22 protein-coding genes are annotated in these 23,212 nt (G+C 59.4%); 9 read left to right on the plus strand and 13 right to left on the minus strand.

Annotation, left to right across the window (positions count from 1 at the left end):
• Positions 1–181: 181 nt before the first annotated feature.
• Positions 182–370 carry a hypothetical protein gene (locus GRI41_RS07830; RefSeq protein WP_160604216.1) on the plus strand — a complete coding sequence of 63 codons (189 nt, stop codon included), beginning with the start codon at positions 182–184 and terminating at the stop codon, positions 368–370.
• The gene (locus tag GRI41_RS07835; protein ID WP_235901091.1) at positions 360–719 is read left to right on the plus strand and encodes a hypothetical protein; all 360 of its coding nucleotides are present in this window, start codon (positions 360–362) and stop codon (positions 717–719) included. Before GRI41_RS07830 ends, GRI41_RS07835 begins: the two co-directional genes overlap by 11 nt.
• A gap of 17 nt (positions 720–736) precedes the next feature.
• On the opposite strand, the gene GRI41_RS07840 is transcribed toward GRI41_RS07835, so the two are convergent.
• The 7 genes from GRI41_RS07840 to GRI41_RS07870 form a co-directional block, all read right to left on the minus strand.
• Positions 737–1,678 carry a D-2-hydroxyacid dehydrogenase gene (locus GRI41_RS07840; RefSeq protein ID WP_160604218.1) on the minus strand — a complete coding sequence of 314 codons (942 nt, stop codon included), beginning with the start codon at positions 1,676–1,678 and terminating at the stop codon, positions 737–739.
• Entirely contained in the window at positions 1,675–3,129 is a 1,455-nt protein-coding gene (gene cysS / locus GRI41_RS07845) for a cysteine--tRNA ligase (protein ID WP_160604220.1), read from the minus strand. The genes GRI41_RS07840 and cysS overlap by 4 nt, the downstream gene beginning before the upstream one ends.
• A gap of 35 nt (positions 3,130–3,164) precedes the next feature.
• Positions 3,165–3,827 carry a nitroreductase gene (locus GRI41_RS07850; RefSeq protein WP_160604222.1) on the minus strand — a complete coding sequence of 221 codons (663 nt, stop codon included), beginning with the start codon at positions 3,825–3,827 and terminating at the stop codon, positions 3,165–3,167.
• Positions 3,828–3,878: 51 nt separating this feature from the next.
• Positions 3,879–5,699, minus strand: coding sequence for a cobaltochelatase subunit CobT (gene cobT / locus GRI41_RS07855; RefSeq protein ID WP_160604224.1), 1,821 nt, complete (start codon positions 5,697–5,699; stop codon positions 3,879–3,881).
• Between the two features lie 6 nt (positions 5,700–5,705).
• Positions 5,706–6,359 (minus strand): fructose-6-phosphate aldolase, encoded by a 654-nt coding sequence (gene fsa, locus GRI41_RS07860; protein ID WP_160604226.1) that lies wholly within the window; start codon positions 6,357–6,359, stop codon positions 5,706–5,708.
• Positions 6,360–6,457: 98 nt separating this feature from the next.
• Entirely contained in the window at positions 6,458–7,591 is a 1,134-nt protein-coding gene (locus GRI41_RS07865; RefSeq protein WP_160604228.1) for a hypothetical protein, read from the minus strand.
• 94 nt (positions 7,592–7,685) lie between these two features.
• The gene (locus tag GRI41_RS07870) at positions 7,686–8,378 is read right to left on the minus strand and encodes a DUF4197 domain-containing protein (RefSeq protein WP_160604230.1); all 693 of its coding nucleotides are present in this window, start codon (positions 8,376–8,378) and stop codon (positions 7,686–7,688) included.
• A gap of 57 nt (positions 8,379–8,435) precedes the next feature.
• On the opposite strand from GRI41_RS07870, the gene GRI41_RS07875 reads away from it, so the two are divergent.
• Positions 8,436–10,601: a primosomal protein N' gene (locus GRI41_RS07875; protein WP_160604232.1), complete on the plus strand. Its 2,166-nt coding sequence runs from the start codon at positions 8,436–8,438 to the stop codon at positions 10,599–10,601.
• 96 nt (positions 10,602–10,697) lie between these two features.
• Positions 10,698–12,152, plus strand: coding sequence for a hypothetical protein (locus GRI41_RS07880; RefSeq protein WP_160604234.1), 1,455 nt, complete (start codon positions 10,698–10,700; stop codon positions 12,150–12,152).
• Between the two features lie 102 nt (positions 12,153–12,254).
• Here the strand turns inward: GRI41_RS07880 and GRI41_RS07885 are convergent, their stop codons facing one another.
• Positions 12,255–13,010 (minus strand): siderophore-interacting protein, encoded by a 756-nt coding sequence (locus GRI41_RS07885; RefSeq protein WP_160604236.1) that lies wholly within the window; start codon positions 13,008–13,010, stop codon positions 12,255–12,257.
• A gap of 127 nt (positions 13,011–13,137) precedes the next feature.
• Here GRI41_RS07885 and GRI41_RS07890 point away from each other — a divergent pair, with 127 nt between their 5' ends.
• From GRI41_RS07890 to GRI41_RS07900, 3 genes are read left to right on the plus strand one after another with little or no spacing between them, the layout of a single operon-like run.
• Positions 13,138–13,803, plus strand: coding sequence for a glutathione S-transferase family protein (locus tag GRI41_RS07890; RefSeq protein ID WP_235901093.1), 666 nt, complete (start codon positions 13,138–13,140; stop codon positions 13,801–13,803).
• Between the two features lie 49 nt (positions 13,804–13,852).
• Positions 13,853–14,497 carry a hypothetical protein gene (locus GRI41_RS07895; RefSeq protein ID WP_160604238.1) on the plus strand — a complete coding sequence of 215 codons (645 nt, stop codon included), beginning with the start codon at positions 13,853–13,855 and terminating at the stop codon, positions 14,495–14,497.
• Between the two features lie 46 nt (positions 14,498–14,543).
• Complete coding sequence (locus GRI41_RS07900; RefSeq protein WP_160604240.1) at positions 14,544–16,118, plus strand: cryptochrome/photolyase family protein; 1,575 nt, start codon at positions 14,544–14,546, stop codon at positions 16,116–16,118.
• A 2-nt stretch (positions 16,119–16,120) separates the two neighbouring features.
• On the opposite strand, the gene GRI41_RS07905 is transcribed toward GRI41_RS07900, so the two are convergent.
• The 3 genes from GRI41_RS07905 to ada form a co-directional block, all read right to left on the minus strand.
• Complete coding sequence (locus GRI41_RS07905; protein WP_160604241.1) at positions 16,121–16,999, minus strand: CPBP family intramembrane glutamic endopeptidase; 879 nt, start codon at positions 16,997–16,999, stop codon at positions 16,121–16,123.
• A 132-nt stretch (positions 17,000–17,131) separates the two neighbouring features.
• The gene (locus GRI41_RS07910; RefSeq protein ID WP_160604243.1) at positions 17,132–17,899 is read right to left on the minus strand and encodes an isocitrate lyase/PEP mutase family protein; all 768 of its coding nucleotides are present in this window, start codon (positions 17,897–17,899) and stop codon (positions 17,132–17,134) included.
• The gene (ada, locus tag GRI41_RS07915) at positions 17,896–18,927 is read right to left on the minus strand and encodes a bifunctional DNA-binding transcriptional regulator/O6-methylguanine-DNA methyltransferase Ada (RefSeq protein WP_160604245.1); all 1,032 of its coding nucleotides are present in this window, start codon (positions 18,925–18,927) and stop codon (positions 17,896–17,898) included. Before ada ends, GRI41_RS07910 begins: the two co-directional genes overlap by 4 nt.
• 111 nt (positions 18,928–19,038) lie before the next feature.
• On the opposite strand from ada, the gene GRI41_RS07920 reads away from it, so the two are divergent.
• A complete protein-coding gene (locus GRI41_RS07920) occupies positions 19,039–20,652 on the plus strand; it encodes a S1 family peptidase (RefSeq protein WP_160604247.1) in 1,614 nt (537 codons plus the stop codon).
• Here GRI41_RS07920 and GRI41_RS07925 read toward each other — a convergent pair.
• Positions 20,649–21,476 carry a TauD/TfdA dioxygenase family protein gene (locus GRI41_RS07925; RefSeq protein WP_235901094.1) on the minus strand — a complete coding sequence of 276 codons (828 nt, stop codon included), beginning with the start codon at positions 21,474–21,476 and terminating at the stop codon, positions 20,649–20,651. The genes GRI41_RS07920 and GRI41_RS07925 overlap by 4 nt on opposite strands.
• A gap of 68 nt (positions 21,477–21,544) precedes the next feature.
• Positions 21,545–22,186: a GNAT family N-acetyltransferase gene (locus tag GRI41_RS07930; RefSeq protein WP_160604249.1), complete on the minus strand. Its 642-nt coding sequence runs from the start codon at positions 22,184–22,186 to the stop codon at positions 21,545–21,547.
• 453 nt (positions 22,187–22,639) lie between these two features.
• Between GRI41_RS07930 and GRI41_RS07935 the strand changes: the two genes are divergently transcribed.
• Positions 22,640–23,194, plus strand: coding sequence for a F0F1 ATP synthase subunit delta (locus GRI41_RS07935; protein WP_160604251.1), 555 nt, complete (start codon positions 22,640–22,642; stop codon positions 23,192–23,194).
• Positions 23,195–23,212 lie beyond the last annotated feature (18 nt).

Raw genomic sequence — 23,212 nt, forward strand, 5'->3', positions numbered from 1 at the left:
GGCAAGTTCGAGAAGTCTCTCACGCGGGTTCGACATTATTTGTCCTCGTTGTCGATGTATTTTTCCTACCTACACGATGTATTTTTCCTAGACAAGTAGGATTTCACGCGCGACGAATCGGTCATCGGGCGATTCGCAGGAGCGCCCGGTCGCCACAAAAACCCGCACCGCAGGAGAGCCCATGCTTATCAGGACCATTGAAAAGTTCCTTCGCCAAACGGGAATGCCCCCGACCAAGTTTGGCCGACTTGCCACGCAGGATCCGCGCTTTGTGCTCGATCTGCGCAATGGCCGAATGCCGCGCAGCAAGACCGAGCGCCGCGTCGAGAGCTTTATCAGTGAATATCTGGGAGGGCAGAATGTCGGCTAGTCCCACTGCGAAAATCCGCCCCTCCCGAAAACCGCGCCGGACCGCGGCAGAGCGATTGCGTTTGGCGCTGGACGCGCTGTGTTCGGGATTGGCGACAATCGAACAGCATGATGAAAAAGCATGGGCCAGCATCACCTTTTCCGGCGCGCGGCACAGCCTGCGTCTGACGTTTTCGGGCGCGGAAGCGGTTGAGGCAGGCGAATCCTTTGTTTCGATCCTGCCCGAGCATGAATTCACGATTCCCGGACAATTGGTCGCGGACGCAACGATCACCAATGTCCGGCACAGATTGCTGCCCGAACCGCAAATGGTCGTAGAGTGCGAGCTGTTGCTGCTGATCGACGCGTAAACGCGGCCGGGCCCGCGCTAATATCCCCTCGCCGGGTCAAAAATCGGGCTGAGCGGTTCGCCGCGATGATACTTGCCCAGATTTTCGAGAAAGCGCTGCGCCGAGCGCATGAACATCTTGTCTTGCGCGCGGCCTGACAGATGCATCGTGATATCCGCATTGGGGAGCGTCCACAGCACGTGGTCTTCGGGCAGCGGTTCGGGATCGGTCACATCGAGCAGCGCCGCGCCGATTGTACCGGCCTGTAATGCGGTGACCAGCGCATCCTGATCGACCACCGTTCCGCGCGCGATGTTTACCAGCACGGCGCTATCCTTCATCGCCGCAATTTCGCTTTCGCCAATCATTCCGTCGGTTTCGGGTGTCGCAGGCACAGCGAGGATAACCCAATCAAACTCGCCCAGCTTGCCGCGCCATTCATCGGGCCCAAGCACACCATCCGATCCGCCCGAGCGCCTGACAATCGTGACATCGACATCGAATGCATTGAGGCGGGTCTCGATCAATTTGCCAATCGCGCCATAGCCCAGCAACAACGCCTTGCTGCCCGCCAGCTCCATCTTGCCGGGTGAATCCAGCAACCATTCGTGCCGGTCCTGCGCGCGCACGACCTCGCGATACCCCTTCGCGTGGTTGAGCATCATCATGACGGTATATTCGGCAATCGTGATGGCGTTGATGCCGGCGCCATTGGTCACTGTCACCCCGCGCTCGGCCAGAACATCCAGCGGCAGGAAATCCAGCCCCGCATAGATCGAATTATACCATTTCATCTTCTCGGCGCGGCGCACCGCTTCGGCCATCGGTTTCTTGTCGTTGAGATCGAACCAACCGATTTCCGCTTCGCCCGCATGTTCCATCAACTCGTCGGTCGAGGCGAACCAGCGCGGTTCGAGCCAATCGGGCAAATGCGGCTCGATGGCCGGGCGGATCAATGCGGAAAGAACTGCGATGGTCATAATTTCCACTCCCAACCAAGAGGATCGCCGTCCATCACCTCTACGCCCTTGGCGGTAAGCTCGTCACGGATAGCGTCAGAGGTGGCGAAGTCCTTTTGAGCCCGCGCAGCCTTGCGCCGGGCGAGCGCGTCTTCGATTTCGGCCTCGGTGATGGTCGCAGTGTTAGGACGAACCCGAAGATCCTTGCGAGACAGGCTTGAGATGCACAATCCCAGTACTTCATCCATTTGGAGAAGCGGAACCTCCTTCTCGTGCGGCTTCCGCTTCTTTGCGAAGAGCACACTTTCGAAAGCGGTCAATGCAACAGGGGTGTTCAAGTCGTCAGAAATTGCCCCGTCAAATCGACCTTCCTCTTCTTCGAAGAATGCATCCAATGACGTCGTTTGAAGTTCAGAAGGAACAGGCGTCGCCTTAATTTTTTCATATGCTGCAACAATCCGCTTTAGCCGCGTCAGCGCCGCGTCCAGCCCTTCCCACGAAAATTCCAGCTCGCTGCGGTAATGCGCCTGCAGGCACATCATCCGGTAAGCGAGCGGGTGGTATCCCTTGTCCACCAGCAATTGCAGCCGCAGGAATTCACCCGACGACTTGCTCATCTTGCCGCTACGTTCGACCAGGAAGTTGTTGTGCATCCAGAACCGCGCGCCCGAATTGGTCGCTTCGGAAAGGCCGCCGCAGCCGCAGAAAGCCTGGTTCTGCGCGATTTCGTTGGGATGATGGATTTCGCGGTGATCGATCCCCCCTGTGTGGATATCAAACGGGAAGCCGAGCAGCTTTTCCCCCATCACCGAACATTCCAGATGCCAGCCGGGCGCGCCTTTGCCCCACGGGCTGTCCCATTCCATTTGGCGCTTTTCGCCGGGCGGAGTCTTGCGCCAGATCGCGAAGTCGGCGGCGTTGCGCTTACCCTCGACCGTTTCGATCCGGCCCTCTCCATCCTCTGTCACAGCGCGCGCCAAGCGGCCGTAATCGGCAATTGTCGAGACATCGAAATAGAGCCCGCTGTCGAGTTCGTAGCAATGCTTGTCAGCGATGCTTTTCGCGAAATCGAGCATTTCGTCGATGTAATCGGTCGCCACAGACCAATGCGCCGGCTGCCTGATATTGAGCGCTTTCACATCTTCCCAATAGGCCTCGGTATAATGCTTGGCGATCTGCCAGATATCCTGCGCCTTTTCGGCGGCCATTTTCTCCAGCTTGTCCTCTCCATCATCGGCATCATCGGTCAGATGGCCGACATCGGTGATGTTGATGACATGGGTGAGTTTATACCCCTTCCAGCTCAGCGTCCGCCCCAGAATATCGGCAAAGACATAGGCGCGCATATTGCCGATATGCGGGTAATTATAGACCGTCGGACCGCAGCTATAAACGCGCGCCTCGCCGGGATGGACGGGAACGAACGGTTCGATTTCGCGGGTTAGCGAGTTGAAGAGCTTCAGGTCGGTCATTGCGCTTGGCGCTTTGCTGCGCTTGGCGCGCGCGGTCAATCCCAACCGAGAAACTTCACCTGATCGTCGAGCGCCACCCGCTCGCGCTCAAAATTGTTGAGCGGCGCATCTTCATCGCGATAGCCGATCGCCATTCCGCAAAAGAGCATATAGCGATCATGGTCGAGCCCCAGATGGTCGCGGATCACATCGGCATAAAGCGCCATATATTCCTGAAAGCAGCTATCCAGCCCTTCTTCGCGCAGCAGCAGCGCCACCGATTGCAGCCACATGCCGGTGTCAGACCATTGCGCCTCCTTCATCAGGCGCGGGAAATAGATGAACATGACCACTGGCGCATCGAAGCTGGTGGTGTTGCGCATCATCGCTTTCATCCGCCCTTCGCCATCATCGCGGGCGATGTTCATCGATCCGAACATGCCTCTCGAAACCGCGTTCAGGCGTTCCTTATACGCCTCTTCCTGACCGGGTGCGGTCCAGTCATATTCTGCCTGCTGCGGCTGCGAGGATGTGAGTTTGGCCTGCAAATCCTTCAGCGGCTGCCCCGTTACAAGGGTCGCTTCCCATGGCTGGTAATTGCAACCCGATGCCGTCCAGCGCGCAGTGTCCATAATCCGGCGCAGCGTTTCCAGATCGACCGGCTTGTCGAGAAACTGGCGGATCGAACGGCGGGTGGAAACGGCTTCGGTTACGTTCATTTGTCTTCCTCATTCTTTCCCGCAAGCGCGGGAATGGCGGGCCGGAGCATGCTACCCCTTGGTGTCAAACAATCCGGCAAGCTGTTCGATAATCGTCCCGCCCAGCTGTTCGACATCCATGATCGTGACCGCGCGGCTGTAATAGCGGGTTACATCATGGCCGATCCCGATCGCGGCCAGTTCGACCGGCGAACTTTTCTCGATCCAGTCGATCACGCGGCGCAAATGCTGTTCAAGATAGCCCGCGGTGTTCACGCTCAAAGTCGAATCATCGACCGGCGCGCCATCTGAAATCACCATCAGGATACGGCGGTCTTCGGCGCGTGCGAGCAAGCGCTGATGCGCCCACATCAGGGCCTCGCCATCGATGTTCTCTTTGAGCAATCCTTCGCGCATCATCAGGCCGAGATTGCGGCGCGCGCGGCGCCATGGTTCGTCGGCCTTTTTATAGATGATGTGGCGCAGATCGTTGAGCCGGCCCGGATGGCCCGGCTTGCCATCGGCGAGCCATGCCTCGCGGCTCTGCCCGCCTTTCCAGGCGCGCGTGGTGAAGCCGAGAATTTCCACTTTCACGCCGCACCGTTCCAGCGTGCGCGCCATGATATCCGCGCTGATCGCGGCAATCGAAATCGGGCGACCGCGCATCGAACCCGAATTGTCGATCAGCAGCGTGACCACCGTGTCCTTGAATTCCTGATCGCGTTCGACCTTGTAACTGAGCGCGTGCCCCGGCTGCGTTACCACACGCGCCAGCCGCGCCGCATCCAGCAGGCCTTCTTCCTGATCGAAATCCCAAGCGCGGTTTTGCTGCGCCATCAGGCGACGTTGCAAGCGGTTGGCCAGCTTGGTGACGATGCTTTGCAGGCCGGTCAGCTGGCTGTCGAGATATTGCCGCAGCCGGTCGAGCTCTTCGGTGTCGCACAGCTCGGGCGCTTCGATTTCTTCGTCGAACTTGTCGGTGAAATGCTTGTAATCGAAATCGCCGGGAATGTCGGTCCACGGGCGATTGGGGCGAACCGGCATCATACCTTCTTCGCCCTCGTCGCCCAGCTCACCGTCGTTCATTTCCTCTTCGGAACTTTGCTCGGTTTCGCTTTCACCGGTGTCTTCGCCTTCGGCAGCCTCGCCCGCCATTTCGGCGGTTTGCGGATCGCCGTCGGCGCTGTCCTCATCGCCGTCCTGCTCTTCTTCGTCCTGACCCTCTTCGTCCTCTCCATCCTCGTCATCGGAACCCTGCTCGGTTTCCTCTTTGATAAGGTCGAGATTGCGCAGCATATCGAGCGTGAGCGACTGGAATGCCTTTTGGTCATCGAGCGAAAGCGCGAGCGATTCAAAATCACCGCCGACCGCTTCTTCGATCCGTTCGCGCACCATATCAACAGCGGGCAAAGCGGCATCGGGTATCGCCTGCCCGGTCAGCTTTTCGCGCAGCATCAGCGCCAGCGCGCCCTGCACCGGAACTTCGCTTTCATTCTGCGCACGGACAATCGGATCGGCGCCCATGCGGACTGCCAATGCCGCATCAAGATTGCCGCGTATCCCGCTGAAATTGTTGGAGCCGAGCGCTTCGTAGCGCACCATTTCCACCGCATCATAGCAGGCCCGGGCTATCGGTTCTGACGGCGCGCCGCGTGCATGGACGGCCTCGTTATGGTGGCGCAATTTCAACGCGAAACTGTCAGCAAATCCGCGTGCTTCCTGCGCCTGATCGGCGGGTAAATTGCGGCCCGGCAAGGGCACGCGGAAATTCTTGCCGGTGGAAGACGGCGCATCCGCGCTCCACGCGACTTCCACTTCCGCTTCGCGCGCAACCGCACGGCTGGCGCCGGTCAGCGCCTGTTTGAACAGGTCGAGAGGAGTGTCGTCAGCCAAAGTAAATCAGGTAATCGACTGTCCGGTCGATTCCCAGTCTTTCAGGAACCCTTCGATCCCCTTTTCGGTCAGCACATGATTGAACAGCGCTTTGATCACTTTGGGCGGCGCGGTCATCACATCGGCCCCGATCAGCGCGCTTTCCAGCACATGGGTAACATGCCGCACCGATGCGACCAGAATTTCAGTTTCGAACGCGTAATTGTCATAGATCTGGCTGATGTCGCGGATCAGGTCCATTCCGTTCACGCCATTATCATCGTGCCGCCCGACAAAAGGGGAAACGAAGGTCGCGCCCGCTTTTGCCGCCAGCAGCGCCTGGTTCGCGCTGAAGCACAGCGTGACATTGACCATCGTTCCGTCATCGGTCAGCGCCTTACAAGTCTTGAGCCCGTCAATCGTGAGCGGAACCTTGATGCAGACATTGTCCGCGATCTTGCGCAGTACCTCTGCCTCTTTCATCATCGTTTCATGGTCGAGAGCGACCACTTCCGCGCTCACCGGACCATCGGTGATCCCGCAAATTTCCTTGGTCACTTCCATGAAATCGCGGCCCGATTTGGCGATCAGGCTTGGGTTTGTGGTGACCCCGTCCAGCAATCCGGTCGCAGCCAGTTCCTTGATGTCATCGATTTCGGCAGTGTCGGCAAAGAATTTCATAGGGATGCTCCGCTTGGCGATTCGCGAATGCGATAACAGGCTCGCAATCTCTAGACCACTGCGTCGTCACCTTGGCCTTCAGCTTTCTGCCCGAAGGTCTAGGCGCCGTAGCTCGCGTAGAATACCTCGTCGCACAGAAACAGAGTCTCTCCGTTCTTGCGCGCGACCGAGGTGATAACCCCGTCGATATTGCGAGACGTCTGCTGGCGGCCCCGTTCATCGCGGTATTTGAAGGTGTCTACCTTGTCGACCTGTTCCCGGTAACTGCCATCTGCGTTCACGACAAAGCCCGATGCGGCCAGCCGCGCGGCTACGGTCTTGACCGGTTCGGCAAAGCGAATGCCCGTGGCTTGGTATCCATCGGATTCTTCGAGGAAGGAATATCTCAGGCCGAGCACGGTCAATCCGTTCCAGTTCCCTTTGAAATCGGTGTAGATATCAATTTCGTTTGATGAATTGCCGCCCGGCCGGATGATACGGCTGGTTACCCAGTTTTTGACTCCGGGAACCCGCACTTTGGCCGGAATTGTCGGCAGGTTGCGCCTGTCGTCAAAAGCGTAGGAATTCTGCAGCACCTTTTGCGCGGCATCGCTCCACGTGCACCGCTTGGGGTTTTTGAAATCCAGCCATTTGAGCTGCGGGGCGACGCTGGCCAATTGTCCCTCAGTCGCGCCGGGAGTGGCGGTTTGATAACGGTTTGCCGCCAAGAGCTGCTGAACAGTGCTCTGCGCCTGCGCATTCACGCGGATAATATCGCCCGCAGTCGGGCGCAGCTTGGCCATTTCCGCTGCCGCATCGTTGCGCAATGCCGTGTCTGTATCCGCCAATTGGTAAGCCATCTGCGCATACATATAGGTGGCCTGTCCCGTGCCGATTTTCTGCGCTGCGCCGAGAAAACCCTCCGGCGTTCCGCGCATGCCCGCTTCGATGAAATAGTCGACAGCCTTGTCCTTGCAGCCTGATCGGCTGAGCGCGGTCAGGATTTTGGATGCACTTGCCGGTTCTTCATACTGGCAAGCATGGGCCATGGCGAAATATTCATCGCCCGACATCGGTTGGCCCTTTTTCTCTTTCCGGCGAAGCTTTTTGCGCGCGTCGGTTATCGATTTGTACTGGGCAAAAATCGGCGCATAAATGTCCCGCGGCTCACGCGCCTGAGCGGCAGGTGCGGCAAGCCCCGTCACCAACAAACCAACACCCGAAACTGCTGCAAGCAAGCGTTTATCGATCACCCCAAATCCCCCCAGTAAATCTATAAACCACCGTGATGCCTAGTTATTCCGCCCGGCTATAGCAAGACGGTGGGTGGGGAAACTTGGTTGCGATCTAGCGAAGCGAGCCCAGCCCGAACACACCGATCAGAAGCGGATCATTGGTGCTTTGCGGATCGCGCCTTATGGCGGCTTCTTCTATGCCCATTTCATTCCAGATCGCGTCGTTAATATCGGCGCTGAAACGGTTGGATACGCCCGCTACATCGACACCGCTGAGCTGCGCAATCGCACGGCCTATAACCGGATCATTGGCCAGCCGGATCGCATCGCCCAATTCTGGCACCATCGCTTCTACCAGTGTGTTGCCCATCTCTCCGCGCAGGAAAGCTGTCGCCGCGGTCGGGCCGCCGCGCACAAGCTGTTCGGCGGCTTCGATGCCGACAATGCGCACCGCGTCCGCGACAACCGGTGCGGCCCGCTCTGCCCCGCGCACGGCGACATCGGCAAAGGCATCTTCCAGCTGGTCTTTGAACACGGCGGAGGTCAGAATGCCCGCAAGAATATTGCCGCGCGTCCCCATGATATTGGCGAGACCTATGCGTCCGACTTGCTGGTCCCAAAAACCGCCATCGGCCGTCATCCGGGCAAATGCGCGCTCGCTGGACAACACCAGCAAGCGCCGTATCGCATCAGTGAATCCAAAACCGGGAAGCGATGTACACCCGGCCAAAGCCAATGCGCCCGTCGCCACGCCGCCCGCCAGAAATGCGCGGCGTCCGGTGTGCTGATCCAACAAATCGGTCATTTCAATCCCCTTTACCTTGTCGCGAAGCCGTTACTGGTCCCATATGAAACCCAGCTCATGAACCGCGTCCGACTCATTATTTTTAACGCCGCTCTCGGCCCGCTCGACTATAAGGTGCCCGATGGCATGACAGTCGAGCACGGGTCTGTTGTAGTCGCTCCGCTCGGCCCGCGCCAGATCATCGGTATCGTGTGGGAAGAGGACCGGCTGCCGGGTGAAAGCGTGTCCGATTCCAAGCTGCGCAACATCATCGAGGTGCTGCCCGTGCCCCCGCTTCGTGCGGAGCTACGACGACTGATCGAATGGACCGCCGACTATTACTGCGCGCGGCTGATGTCGGTGGCGCGGATGGTCGTGTCATCGGGCGGCGCGCTGCGCGGACCCACAACGATGACCGAATACCGCCTGACCGGCGTCGAGCCGGAACGGATGACCCCGCAACGCGCGGTTGCGCTGGACGCGCTGCAGAACGAGCAAGCAACCATTCGCGAGCTGGCGGATTTGGCCAGCGTTAGCGACGGGGTGCTGCGCGGACTGGTCAACCAAGGGGCATTGGAGCCGGTCGAAGTCGATATTGACCGCCCCTATCCTCGCGCACGGGCCGACCACGAGCAGCCCGATTTGTCCGATGACCAACGCAAAGTCGCCGATCAATTTGTCGAAGCCGTAAAGGCGCGCGAATTCGCCCCGTTCCTGCTCGATGGGGTGACTGGATCGGGCAAGACAGAGGTTTATTTCGAACCCATCGCCGCGGCCATTCGCGACAATCGGCAGGTGCTGGTTTTGCTACCCGAGATCGCGCTGACCGAGGCCTTTCTGGGCCGGTTCGAAGACCGCTTCGGCGCAGCGCCGGTTGTGTGGCATTCGGGCCAGAAAGCCACCGAACGCCGCCGCGCATGGCGCGCCATTGCCAGCGGGGAAGCGCAAGTCGTGGTCGGCGCGCGCTCTGCCTTGTTCCTGCCCTATGCCAATCTCGGGCTGATCGTGGTCGATGAAGCGCATGAGATCAGCTTCAAGCAGGATGATGGCGTGCGCTACAATGCGCGCGATGTGGCGGTGATGCGCGCGCGCTTTGAAAAGTTTCCGATCATTCTGGCCAGCGCGACCCCGGCGCTGGAAAGCCTGCAAATGGCCGAGAGCGGGGTGTATCAGCGTGTCGAATTGCCCAGCCGTTTTGGCGGAGCAACACTGCCCGATATTGCGACAATCAATCTGACCGAAAACCCGCCCGAACGCGGACGCTGGATCGCGCCCGAATTGGTCGAAGCGCTGGAAGACCGGCTGGCCAAGGGTGAACAATCGCTGCTGTTTCTCAACCGCCGCGGCTATGCGCCGCTGACCCTGTGTCGCAATTGCGGTTATCGCTTCCAGTGCAGCAATTGCAGTGCGTGGCTGGTCGAACACCGCTTCAGCCGCCGCCTGGCCTGCCACCATTGCGGGCATGAGGAAGAACCGCCTGCGGCTTGTCCCGATTGCGGCGAGAAGGATTGCATGGTCGCGTGCGGCCCCGGGGTTGAACGGATCGCCGATGAAGTTGCAGAGATTTTGCCCGATGCGCGCATTGCCATCGCCACGTCAGACACGCTCAACACGCGGGAGAAAGTCGCCGATTTTGTCGCGCAGGCAGAAGGCGGGGCCATCGATGTGATCGTCGGCACGCAGCTGGTCACCAAGGGTTTCCACTTCCCCGAGCTGACTCTGGTCGGGGTCATTGATGCCGATCTGGGATTGGAAGGCGGCGATCTGCGCGCGGCAGAGCGCACTTACCAGCAAGTCGCGCAAGTCGCGGGGCGTGCGGGAAGAGGCAGCAAACCGGGCGAAGTCTTTATCCAGACGCGCCACCCCGAAGAACCCGTGATCGCCGCGCTGGAGGCCGGCGACCGCGATGCTTTCTACGCTGCCGAAACTGAGGCACGCCGCGGTGCGGGCGCCCCGCCATTCGGCCGCTGGGCCGCGATCATAATCTCCTCAGAAGATGAAGCCGAAGCGCGCGAGGCAGCCAATGCGATCGGCGGCACGCGGCCCAATGTCAAAGACGTCATGATCCTTGGCCCCGCCCCTGCCCCGATGGCCATGCTGCGCGGCCGCTATCGCTACCGCCTGCTCATTAACGCCCGCCGCAGCGCGCAGATCCAGGATGTTATCCGCGGCTGGCTCGACGGTCTCGACTTCCCCCGGGGCGTGCGCGTCAATGTCGATATCGATCCCTACAGCTTTGTCTAGTTGCCGCTTTCCTGCATAGAAACAGCGTGATAGGCCATGGTCATGATAACAAGATTTTTGGTTGGCCTTTTGGTCCTTTGTTTGCCCCAACAGCTGTTGGCTGCCGAATGGCTTCGCGCCGAAACATCCAGTTTTGTAATTCATGCAAAGCTCGACGAAGATGAAATTCGTGAGCTGGCGGCTCAGGTAAATGCTTTTGACCAGATGATCCAAAGACAGCTGCCGAAACAGAACCAGCCGGGTCGAAAGCTCCAGATTTACCTCGACCGTGATATAAACCGGATGTCCCGCGCTTGGGGCCAAAAGCATTTGAGTGCCACGCGTTCCTGGGCAGAGATGTCGGGCAGTTTCGCGCAATATGATCCAGCCGATGATCCGCGATATCGCTATTTTCCGATTTTCTACGCCTATGCGAGCCACTATTTCGACAATGCGTTTTATCGCACCAGCCCGCCTTGGCTAAAAGCGGGCCTTCCCACCTTTTTCGCCACGAGTTTCGTAACAGAGGAAGGACAGTTCATTCTGGGTGTCCCGGATATCCGGCGCCCGGTAGACTCGGACATATCCGAAGTCCGCCTGAGAAAAATGCTGACCGCCCAGGTCGAGCAAACCAGCGAGCGAGAGCGGCAGGAATTCTTCCGGTTGAGCAGCACGTTCATGCTCCTGCTGCTTACCGACCCCGCATATGACGGGATGGTAGAGAACTATCTCAAATCCTACACTGCCGGAGACTCTGTAGAGGATGCGGCCAAAGCGTTTGGCGATCTCGGCGATCTTGCAGGCGGAATGCGGGAAGCGCTTCGCGGCAAACCGAACCTCCGCCAGGTGGGCTTGCCAGCGGCCACCCCCGTCGAAATCAACCTGCGCCAAATGAGCGAGAGCGAGATCGCTCTCGTCGAGCTTCGCTTCGTCCGGCTTGTCGACAAGCGCAGAGAGCAGACATCGGAGAAACTTGAACGCCTGACCCAAAAGCTGCCGGGAAATGCCGATATTTGGTACGAATATGCTGCTGCGGAATTTGCCAGAGTGCGCGGCGGAATTCCCGATAGTGCAAACCGGTTTCGGGGATTCGGCTTTGTCGATGGCGAAATTGTGGTCACGGGGCGCACTTATTCTGATGCGAGTGCTTGGCGGGCCGTAAACAAAGCGCTCGAACTCGACCCCGAGTTTCAGCCTGCAAAGCAGCTTAAAGCGGAAATCATGCTGCACCGGCAGAACAATGGGGACGAGGAGGGAGATGCGGAGACATTCGACGCCATCCGGGCCCTGTTACAGGACACAGCTTCGAAACCGGAGCAATATCCGCTGGCGGCCGCACTCTATTTCGAATCCTACCTCGAACAGTATCAAACACCGCCTGACGTGGCATTCGAGCAGCTGGAAACCGCATTTTTGCGCAATCCCAGCATAGAGGAACTGCGATACGCCTATGCGGTTGCGCTGTCGCGGCGCGGCCAGATGGATCTTGCCCGCCTGTTGCTGTCGACGATGCTCAACGACCCTGAATATCAGGATGCTGCCCGAAGAGCGCTCGAAAGCGCACCGCAATAGCCGCCATTCCGGCAATATTCCGGCGGTCTCGACCTTCCCAGGGGCGTGCGCGTCAATGTCGATATCGACCCCTACAGCTTTGTCTAGGCGCGGCAGAGGCGATCATTCGCCCGCCTCCTCTGCATCCTGCCGCTTGATTTTCTTGTGCGCGATTTCGTCGAGGCCGTGCTTCCAATAGCTGGAAATGTACAATTCTCGCGGTCCCAGCCCCCACTCGCCGCGCAGTAGCGCGCGCAGTTCGCGCATTGCGGAAAATTCGCACGCTGCCCAGCCAGCGACTTTCCCGTCGGGCTTCATCTGCCGACGCAATTCACCGGCAAGCAGGCCGGGCTCGGTCCCCGGCTTGGGATTGACGATCCAGCAAATCTCGATCCCGGCCGGGGCATCGATAGGGATGGCATCGTCCCTATGCTGAATTTCGAGAACCGCCACTCCCTTGGCATCGCGGCCTAGCCGTTCGAGATTGGCGGATATCGCCGGAAGCGCCGACATGTCGCCTGCCACCGCGTAAAAGTCAAAGCCATCGGGAAGCGGCTTGGCCGGGCCGGGGCCGCCAATCGCGATGGTGTCGCCCCGCTCTGCCGCCAGCGCCCAGCCGGTCGCGAGGCCATTGGCATTTCCGCCATGCAAGGCGAAGTGCACATCGATCTCCGCCTGCCGCTGCGCGCGGATTGTGTAGGTCCGCAGCACAGGCTTTGGCCCGCCTGCGGGATCGGGCAGCATCAGCTTGATATATCCGCCAGTCTGATCTTGCGGAAAACCGGCCAGCCCTGGGCCTCCCAAAGTAATCTGGAGCATAGAGGGAGAGACCCGTTGCGAATCGAGGACGGAAAGCGAGCGAGGAGCAGGTTTGGCCATAGGTAACAGCTAATGATAATCATTTGCATTACAAGTCTGTCTGCCGTGTTTTTCGCGCGCCAGCCTTTAAGGCGGACGCTTTCTTCGGTTCATGCTCGACATTGTGGCGCATGACCGCTTAGCTAGAATGGACTTAAATCTCTGGGAGCCAACTATGCTGACCGTCCACCATCTTGGAATTTCGCAATCCGAACGCGCCGTTTGGCTGTGCGAGGAATTGGGGCTCGATTACAAATTCAAACGCTATGACCGGCGCGCCGATAACCGGCTGGCGCCAGACGAGTATAAGGCCCTGCACCCGGCGGGAATGGCGCCAGTGGTTGAAGACGGCGACCTAGTGCTCGCCGAAAGCGGGGCGATCTGCGAATATATCGACCGCAAATATGGCGGGGCGAAGCACTGCCTCGATGTCGATCACCCGGATTTTGCCGACCACCTGTTCTGGTTCCATTTCACCAACGGCACATTCATGACCAACGGCATGATGCAGCTGATGCTGGCGATGGCGGATCCGCAGAACGACATGCCCACCGGATTTGTAGCGGACCGTACCGCGAAGGCCTGGGATATGGTGGAAAAACGGCTGGGCGAAGCGGAGTTTTTCGGCGGATCGCAGCTGACGCTGGCCGACATCATGATGGTCTATTGCATCACCACGGGCCGTATGATGCGGCAGGTCCCGCTGGATGATAAACCCAATACCGTCGCGTATTTACAACGTATTGGTCAGCGCGAGGCCTATCAGCGGGCCTGGGCGAAATGCGAACCGGGAATCGAACCCAATCTAGCGTGAGCCTGATCTCGATCGAAAGAGTGTCGATCAGCTTTTGGGGGAATTGATAATGCGTAAATTTGCGACAGCGATTTTGGCTACAGCGAGCCTCACAACCGCGAGTTGCGGCCCGGGCGTGCCGATTGAACTTCCCGAGGATGATCTGGAAGCCGCCAAAATTTGCTTCACCGCGAAAGGCATGGTGCTGCGCGAAGGGAAAAGCGAAGGCGACGCGGTCACCTTCGAAGAATTTACCGGCGCAATCAAATATCCGATGATCGCCGCGAGCCGCACAGACCCGTTCGATATCAATGCGCTGACCGGCATTCTCGATGGTGCAGAAGCCATCGCAGACGATGTCGCGAGCAAGGATTATGCCGGGGCAATCGAAGGTTGCGATGCCCGGTTCAAGCCCGCCCCGTTAAAGCTGCCCGAAGCGGATAAGGACGCGATCATTTCCTGCACCGCCATGGCGGGCTTCCTGTCCGGCGCGGTCGAGAATGAGAGCGCCGAATTCGGCAAAGAGGGCAACGGCACCAGCGCGCTTCTGGATCGGCTCGAAGCAGCGATGCAGCAAAATCCCGATCTGCTGGTCATGTTGATTCAGGAAGATCCCGCGGAAATCATGAACGCTGCGCTGAAAGACGGTTTCGCGCAGGGCGATATTGAAGGCTATGTCGCGCAGTGCGAGAAACGCTACCCCGCTGTAAGCTGACTCTGAAATCCCGGGAGCCTTTGCCCGCCTGACGCATTAAGCGGGTATGGCTTCCGGAACTTCCCAACCTGTCCTCGTCCCGATCCTTGGCGATCAATTGACGCGCGATCTTGCGTCGCTGCGCGGCCGCGCCAAGGACGATACCGTCATCCTGATGATGGAGCTGTGGGACGAGGCGACCTATGTCCGGCATCACAAGCAGAAAATCACGCTAGTTCTCTCTGCCATGCGGCACTTTGCGCAGGAGCTGCGCGATGCCGGCTGGACGGTCGATTATACCAAGCTGACCGATGAGGAAAACGCGCACAGCTTCACCGGCGAAGTCGCGCGCGCCATCGAACGGCACGACCCGCGATTGATCCGCGTGGTCGAAGCCGGCGAATGGCGGGTGCAGCAGGCAATCGAGGAATGGCCGGACAAGTTCGATTGCGAAGTCGAGATCCTGTCCGATGACCGCTTCATCAGCTCGATCGCCGAATTCCGCGAGTGGGCGGACGGGCGCAAGACGCTGCGGATGGAAAATTTCTATCAGGAAATGCGCAAGAAAACCGGCCTGCTGATGGAGGACGGCAAACCGGTTGGCGGCAAATGGAATTATGACAAGGACAACCGCGAACCGCCCAAAGACGGGATGGATGCGCCCGAGCGGCCCAAGCCTGAACCGGACGCGATCACGCGCGAAGTGATCGCACTGGTCGAGGAAAAATTTGGTGATCATTTCGGCGATCTCGACAAGTTTCACTGGCCGGTTACCCGCGAACAGGCTGAGGACGCCGCCGACATTTTCTTTGCCGAGCGGCTACCTGAATTCGGAACCTATCAGGATGCGATGGTCCATGGGGAGGATGATTTGTTCCACTCCATGCTCAGCACATCGATCAATCTCGGGCTGCTCGATCCGATGGAGCTGTGCAAGCGCGCGCAGCTTGCTTACGAAGACAGCACCGCGCCGCTCAACGCAGTCGAAGGCTTTATCCGGCAGATCATCGGCTGGCGCGAATATGTGCGCGGGTTTTACAGGTATCACATGCCAGAGCTGGAAAGCGCCAATGCGCTCAACGCGCAGCGCGCGCTACCCGATTTTTACTGGACCGGCGAAACCGATATGCGCTGCATGGCGGACTGCATCCGTTCGACTAAACAAAACGCGCATGCGCATCATATCCAGCGGCTGATGGTGCTGGGCAATTTCGCCTTGCTCGCGGGGATCCGGCCCCGCGATGTGCAGGATTGGTATCTGGTGGTCTATGCCGATGCCTATGATTGGGTCGAACTGCCCAATGTCGCGGCGATGGTGCTCTATGCCGATGGCGGAAAATTAGCGAGCAAGCCCTATGCGGCCAGCGCAAACTACATCAACAAAATGTCCGATTATTGCAAAGATTGCCGCTATTCAGCGAGCAAGAAATTCGGCGAAGGCGCGTGCCCGTTCAATACGCTTTATTGGCATTTTATGGACCGTCACCGCGACCGGCTGGAAAGCAACCACCGGATCGGGCGCATCTACTCCAATTGGGACCGAATGGACGAGGACAAACGGCAGGATTACCTCGACAGCGCAGAGGCTTTTCTGGACACGCTAACGCCAGCCAAGAAAGGCTGGGCGCGCAGCGAAGGATAGCGCTATTTGCGCGACCACATGGAGCTAATCCAATGCCCTTCTTTGCGAGCTTGCCACACCATCCAGATACCCGCGCCTGTCGCAATCACCAGCGCGATAACCGATGCCTCTAGGCCGAACGCACCGCCTGATAGCCAATCAGGGCCATAAAGGCCTGACTCGACCATGCCCATGAAGGGGTTCCCCGAAACGGGCACGCCCCAGACGAAGCCCTGAGTTACATTCCAACCGGCGTGAATCCCTATCGCGAGCCACAAATTACGCGTCAGCATATAGGCGCCGCCGAGCAGGATGCCTGCCTCCAATGCAATTGCAACGGAGGACCAAACGGTAGCGTTGTCATTTTGGATATGAAGAAAACCGAACAACGCAGCGCTGATCGCCAGCGCTAGCAAGCTCCCGCCAAACTCCTCGAGCCAGCGGAACACGATACCGCGGATGATCACCTCCTCGACAAAGCCCGCAACAACCCCGGTAAGCAGAACAATTTGCAGCAAATCCTGCGTCGATCCCCAACCAAGTATCCGATAAGCGCCGACAATCGCAGCGACGCCAACAACAGCCGTGAAGATCGCCGCACCAACCAAAAGGCCAAGCAATGTATCGGTGATAGAGCCGCGCGCCGGAAGATCATCCTTTTTGCGCGCGCCCAATCGGGTTACGAACAGTTTATAGACGACAAAGACTAGTCCAACGCCCACAACCGTACGCACGATCATATCCAGCGCAGCGTTCTCGATCTCTGGCAAAACCGTGAACAGTTGCTGCGTTCCGGCCAGTGTCGCCACCATCAGCGCGAGCGCAACCGCCATCGCCACCAGCGGGAATTGCCAGACTTTCAGCCATAACGGCTTGCCGGAGACGGTTTCGACTTCGCTCATCAATCACTCCATTCGATCGATGAGGGGTGGGAGCCGAATTGTTCGCGCAAGTCAATCCGCAAACAGGCCCCACGTCCCGCTTTCGGTCAAATTCGCGCGCGACTGTGAATCACACAGCGCCGCGTTCGATGGTCAGGACGGAACGCCGCCCGCGAACACACGCCGCGCCTCGTCCGCCAGCCGGTTCATCGCCGCCGCCCAAGGTTGGTGGCCGTGGCTGATACGCGCCACGCCGAAATCGGCCAGTTCAGCGGGGGCATCAAACCCGCCATCGGCTTTTGCCCGCCAGATGATATTGACCGGGATCGGCGATGCCTCGCAGATGGCCGCGATGCTTGCCCGATGCGCGGTAAAGGGCACGAACAATCCGCTGGCCCCTGCGTCGGCATAGGCCTTCGCACGGTCGAGCACCTTTTCGACAAGCGCCGGCCCGTGATCCTCCGCCGAAACGCCGCGAAACACGTCGCAGCGCGCATTGACGAACAGCCCCGCTTTGGCGGCTTCTTCGATCCGTCGGGCTTGCACATCGATCGCGGTCAATTCATCGAGACCGGGCATCCGGTCTTCCAGATTGATACCGGCAGCCCCCGCTTCCTTCACCAACGCGACCGAAGCGCCGACCTGTTCCGCGGTTTCGCCATATCCCGATTCAATGTCGAGCGAGACGGGCAAATCGGTGCCCGCCACAATCCGTTTCAGATTCGCCAGAACCGTATCGAGCGGCACGGTTTCGCCATCGGTAAAGCCCATTGCCTCAGCCACACCGTAACTGCCGGTTGCAAGCGCCTTTGCCCCGGCGGAAGCAACCGCCTTGGCGCTGCCTGCATCCCAGATGTTGAATAACACCAACGGATCGCCCGGCACATGCAGGTTTTTGAAAATTTCGACTGTGTTCGTCACTTCGCTTCCCTTTCGAGCAAGGTTCGTTTGATTTCGGTGCCATAGGCATAGCCGCCCAGCGATCCGTCAGAGCGAACCACGCGGTGACACGGGATCAGCACCGCAACGCTGTTTGCGCCATTGGCCGATCCGGCTGCGCGGACGGCTTTGGGATTGCCCGCCGCCGCCGCTATTTCGGCATAGGAACGCGTTTCACCCGGCGGTATCTTGCGCAGTTCCTGCCACACCGCCTCCTGAAACGCGGTTCCTTTGACATCGAGCGGGATATGCTGCGCATCGCCCGGTTTTTCGACCGCAGCCACCACCTGTTCGAGCAAAGCGCGAAAGTCGTCCCCGCCTTCGGCCAGTTGGGCATTGGGGAAGCGCCGCTCCAGCTCTGCGCAATCTTCGTTGAAAGACAGCCGGCACACGCCCTTCGCGGTCGCGGCGACCAGCATCGGGCCAAGGCTCGTCGAGGTGACCGCATAGGAAATATGCACTCCGCGGCCGCCATCTTTCCATGCTGATGCTGACATGCCCAACCGTTCCTTGTTCTCGTCATAAAACCGCGACGGGGCCGAATAGCCCGCATCATATACCGCGTCACTCACCCGCTCACCCGCGCTTAACGCATCGCCGGCGCGCTCGCGGCGCAAAGCGCGGTGATAGGCGGCAGGCGACATGCCGACAGAGCCGCTAAACACCCTTTGCAAATGGGTCGGCGAATAATCCGTCGCCGCGCCCAGTTTCTCCAACGAAACCGGCGCTTCGCTCTTGCGCAGAATCTCCAGCGTGCGGAGCACCGCCTGCTCGTCGCGCGACAAGGCTTCGGGTTTGCACCTTTTGCATGCCCGCAATCCCGCTGCCTCTGCGGCTTCGCAGGTGGCATAGAATTTCACATTCTCCCGCTTTGGCGCGCGCGCCGGGCAGCTGGGTCGGCAATATATGCCGGTTGAATGCACACCGGTCACAAACACGCCATCAAATGCGCGATCTTTCGCCATCGCGATTTGCCATCTTTGGTCATCGGTGAGTTGGGGGTCGGTCATGTTCTGGTTCCTATGCCACTGCCGGGGCGAGACATGCAAATAGGAGCAATTGTGCAGCCATGCGTCCCGAAGCTTGCGGTCAATGTAAATGCTCGCCAAAAGACGCAAGTAATGATGCGCATTATTCTCTCGCTCGTCGCTCTATTGGGGCTGGTTCTTCCAACACAAGCAGGTGCAGACCCGGCGGACATCAATGCCGCGGCGCGCGGGGTGGTGCGCGTGGTGATCATCGGCAGCGATGGCAGCAAGGTTTTCCCCGTCAGCCACGGAACCGGCTTTGCGGTGACCCCGACGCGGATCGTGACCAATGCCCATGTGGTTGATGATGCAGCAACCAACAGCACGCTGCGCATCGGCGTGGTCCCTTCCGAAGGCAACGATTCTTCGTTCGCGCGGCTGGTTGCGATCAGCCCGCGAAACGATCTGGCCTTGATCGAGATTGTCGGCGATCTGCGCCTACCATCGCTGACCATTTCGGGTGACACCGACAGGGATAGCGGCGAAGTATCCGCAGTCGGCTATCCGATGAATGTCGACCGGGCGCAGGGGCTCGATCTCAATGACATTCTCAATTCGCAGCCGCCGGTGAAAAGCCGCGGGTTCCTGTCGGGCGCGCGCCCTTCGCGCCAGTTCGATACGATCCTCCACACCGCTTCGATTGCACGGGGCAATTCGGGCGGTCCCCTGCTCGACGGATGCGGCCGGGTGCTTGGCGTGAACAGCTTTGGCGCGGAATCGGGCGGGTCCGATGCTGAGTTTTTCTTCGCGGTCTCGACCAAGGAATTGCTGCCCTTCCTCAAGGCCAATGACGTTTCCGCACGGGTCAACGCGCTGCCGTGCCGTAGCCTGGCCGATCTGGACGAGGCAGAGCGCGAAAGGCTCGAAGCCGAACAAACCGCCGCGCGCACCGAAATGGCCGCGCGTGCAGAGGAACAACGCAGCAAGCGCGCTCGTGTGCAGCTGGAAGCAGAACTTGCGGTTCAGGAAGAGCGCGAGAATGCGATGGCAATCGCAGCGGTGCTGTTCCTGCTCGCTGCCGGCTGCGGCGCCTTTGCATGGAGCGCACGCTCCTCTTCCGCGGAATATGAGTATGACGAAGATGGCGATGCGGACGGCGATGAAAACTATTCTAGCGCCCGATCGGGTGCAGAGCCGAAAGTGATCATTGGCGGAACGCTTGCGGTCCTCGCGCTGGTCGGCGGCTTGGCGGCGTGGTTCACGCGGCCCGGGCTCGATGCGATCGACCGGCGGGTGAATGCGGAAATGGCCGAGGGCAATGGCGAAGAAGATGATCCCGCGATGACCGGCAGCGCCAGCGGCACCGGCGCGATGGTGTGCACGCTCGAACTCGACCGCAGCCGGATCACCGGAACGCCCAACCAAACGGTCGAATTTGCCTGGGGCGAAGATGGCTGCGTGAACCAGCGCACCCAATATGGCTTTAAAGGCGGCACATGGTCGCGGCTGTTCGTGCCCAATGAAGAAGATGCGGTCTCGGTCAATCGCTACGATCCGGACAGCAAGACCTTCCGCACCGACCGCTATCTGCTCAGCCGCAGCGCCATGGCCAAAGCCCGCGCCGCACGCGGCCAGTACTCACCGCCCAAATGCGGAAGCGACGGCGCAGCGGGCAAGCTCGGCGATATGCAAGGCGCGGTAACAGCGCTGCTGCCCGAAAATCCGAACGAACGGCTGGTGTATAGCTGTGAGGTGAAAGGCAGTTAAGCCGCCAGCGCTTCCCCGCTTAGCGTGATGCGGTGCATTTCGCGGCGGTGGCCGGCGTAGTCGTTGATCGCATTGTGCCAGCTGGTCCGGTTGTCCCAGATCGCCACCGTGCCCGGCTCCCATTGAAGGCGGCAGCGATTGTCATCCATCACCGCCGCATCGAGCAGCTTTTGTAGCAGCGGCAAGCTCTCCTCGCGCGTCTGGCCTACGAAATGGATGGTAAAACCGCCATTGACATAGAGCAGCTTGCGGCCCGTTTGCGGGTGGCGGATCACCACCGGATGGATCGCGCCGGTTTTCAGATCCTGGCCGCGCAAATTCTTGCCCATATCGGTCTGCGCATAGAGGCCATCGGCCTTGTAAACGTGATCCGCGGTGTGGAATGCCTCCAGCCCTTCGATCTCTTGCTTGATATCATCCGGCAGAGCATCATAGGCCGCACCCATATGCGCCCATTCTGTGTCGCCGCCGCTGGGCGGCAGATCGCGGGCGACCAGCACGGAGCCCATCGCCGGAATTTGATCATAGGAATGGTCGGTATGCCACGCGCCGCCGATATTGGTCGATTCGTGCGCTTCTTTTTTGACCAGCGCGATTTCCGGAAATTCTTCGTTTAGCGGGAAATAATTGTTCACATCGATCCCGCCCCAACGGCGGCCGAAATTGATGTGATCTTCGGGGGAAAAGTCCTGATCGCGAAACACCGCCACGCCATGTTCGTAAATGGTCTGCTTGATCGCTTCCATCGTCGCATCGTCAGCCTGAGCCAGCTGCACGCCGGAAACTTCTACGCCGCATTTCGGGGCCATGGGTGTGGTCTGCATTGTTCTCTCCTCGCGCGGATCGATTGGTGTCCGCTTGCCCCGGATTATGCAGAAATTGTCGATTCGCCTCAAGCGCCGCCGTTCGGGCGCGGATTGCGCCACATCGCCTCGAGCGGCGGCCCGCCTTCACCGCAAGCAAATTTCTCACGCGTTTCGAAGCCGTGCATCGCATAATAGCTGTGATTATCGGGGTTGGAATTTTCCAGATAACACGCCGCCCCCGCTCGATCGCAAGCCTCCAGAACCGGGGCCAGCAGAGCCTTCCCCAGCCCGGTTCCGCGCGCGGACGGGAGCGTGCCGATGGTGAACAAATAGAAATGCGGCTCTTGCGGGTGATGCTTCGCCATCAATTCGCCCGCCGCAATCGCGCGCTTCATCGAACCCTTGCCGCCATGGAGCAACTGTCCGATGGCCAGATGCAATTGCGCCAATACGCTCAGATCGCTTCCCGGATCGCCAGACAGATAGTCCATCCACATGGTCGCGCCGCCGAAATTATCGGCCGCCCCTGCCAAATGGCAAATTCCGCGCTTGCTATAAATATCGCGTGTGAGCACCCGGAAAGCAGAGCGGATCGAACGCGGATTGCCGAAAATCCATCGGTTCACCGGATCATCGCGGAACGCCTGAGCGGTGATGTCGGCAAGTTGGCGCCAATCGCCCGGGCCGGCGAGACGGATGGTATCGGGTAGATTGATGTCGATTTGCATCGAAACTGTCTAGGCGCGGATGTTTACTGCGGGGAGTCTTTTTGTTTGGACCCTCAGTCGCCGGAGAGTCGTTTTCTGAGCCCCTCAGTCGCTGGGCGCATCGCATCCGCGATGCTTGGCTTCCTCGCATAAGCTCGGGCGGCCGGTTGGCCTTGCGGTCGGCTAGTCGCCGACCGGATCAGCGCGAAACATCTATGGCCTGGAATAGTCCGGTCCGCCAACGGACGGACCGCAAGCGCGACCGCGCGCCGCCGTTAGGCGTAGCCAAGTGAGCGGACACGAACGCCGGCGCTTGAGGCCCAAAAAGAAGACTCCGAAAAACCCAAGAGTCCTTCTTGCAATGCAGCATACCCGATGATAGGGGCGCGCCAGCTTCGCAGAGGCAGTGTTTTACACGCCTGAATAAGACGCGGCTAAGACAGATTTTTCTTCGGATCCAAAAGGACCAAACGCGTGGATATTTCCGGCGGTATCAAGGCTAGCCTAGCAGGGCGCTATGCGTCTGCTTTGTTCGACCTCGCTTCAGAGGCCGGCACGGTTAGCGCAGTCGAAACCGATCTCGAAAAGCTGCATGCAGCGCTTGGCGAATCGGACGAACTAACAAATCTAATCACCAACCCGCAAATCAGCCGCAGCCAAGCTGGCGATGCTGTTGCCGCGGTTGGCAAAAAGCTCAAAATTTCAGAGCTGACCAACAATTTCCTGGGCGTTCTCGCCGGGAATCGCCGCCTTGGCGATTTGCCCGGCATGATCCGCGCCTTCGGTACCATTGCAGCGGCGCAGCGCGGCGAAGTGACAGCCAATGTCACCAGCGCGCATGCCTTGTCGGACAGCCAGCTTGAAACGCTCAAGACCAAGCTGACCGCGCGCGAAGGCCGCACCGTCAAACTTTCAGCCGATGTCGATCCGGAACTTCTGGGCGGCCTCGTTGTAACAATTGGATCGAAGCGTATTGATGGCTCGATCCGCACCCGTCTCAACTCACTTGCTCAGGCTATGAAGGCCTAAGAGCGGCAACGCTCGTCT

It is taken from the genome of Pontixanthobacter aquaemixtae (assembly GCF_009827395.1).
GTDB classification, from domain to species: domain Bacteria; phylum Pseudomonadota; class Alphaproteobacteria; order Sphingomonadales; family Sphingomonadaceae; genus Pontixanthobacter; species Pontixanthobacter aquaemixtae.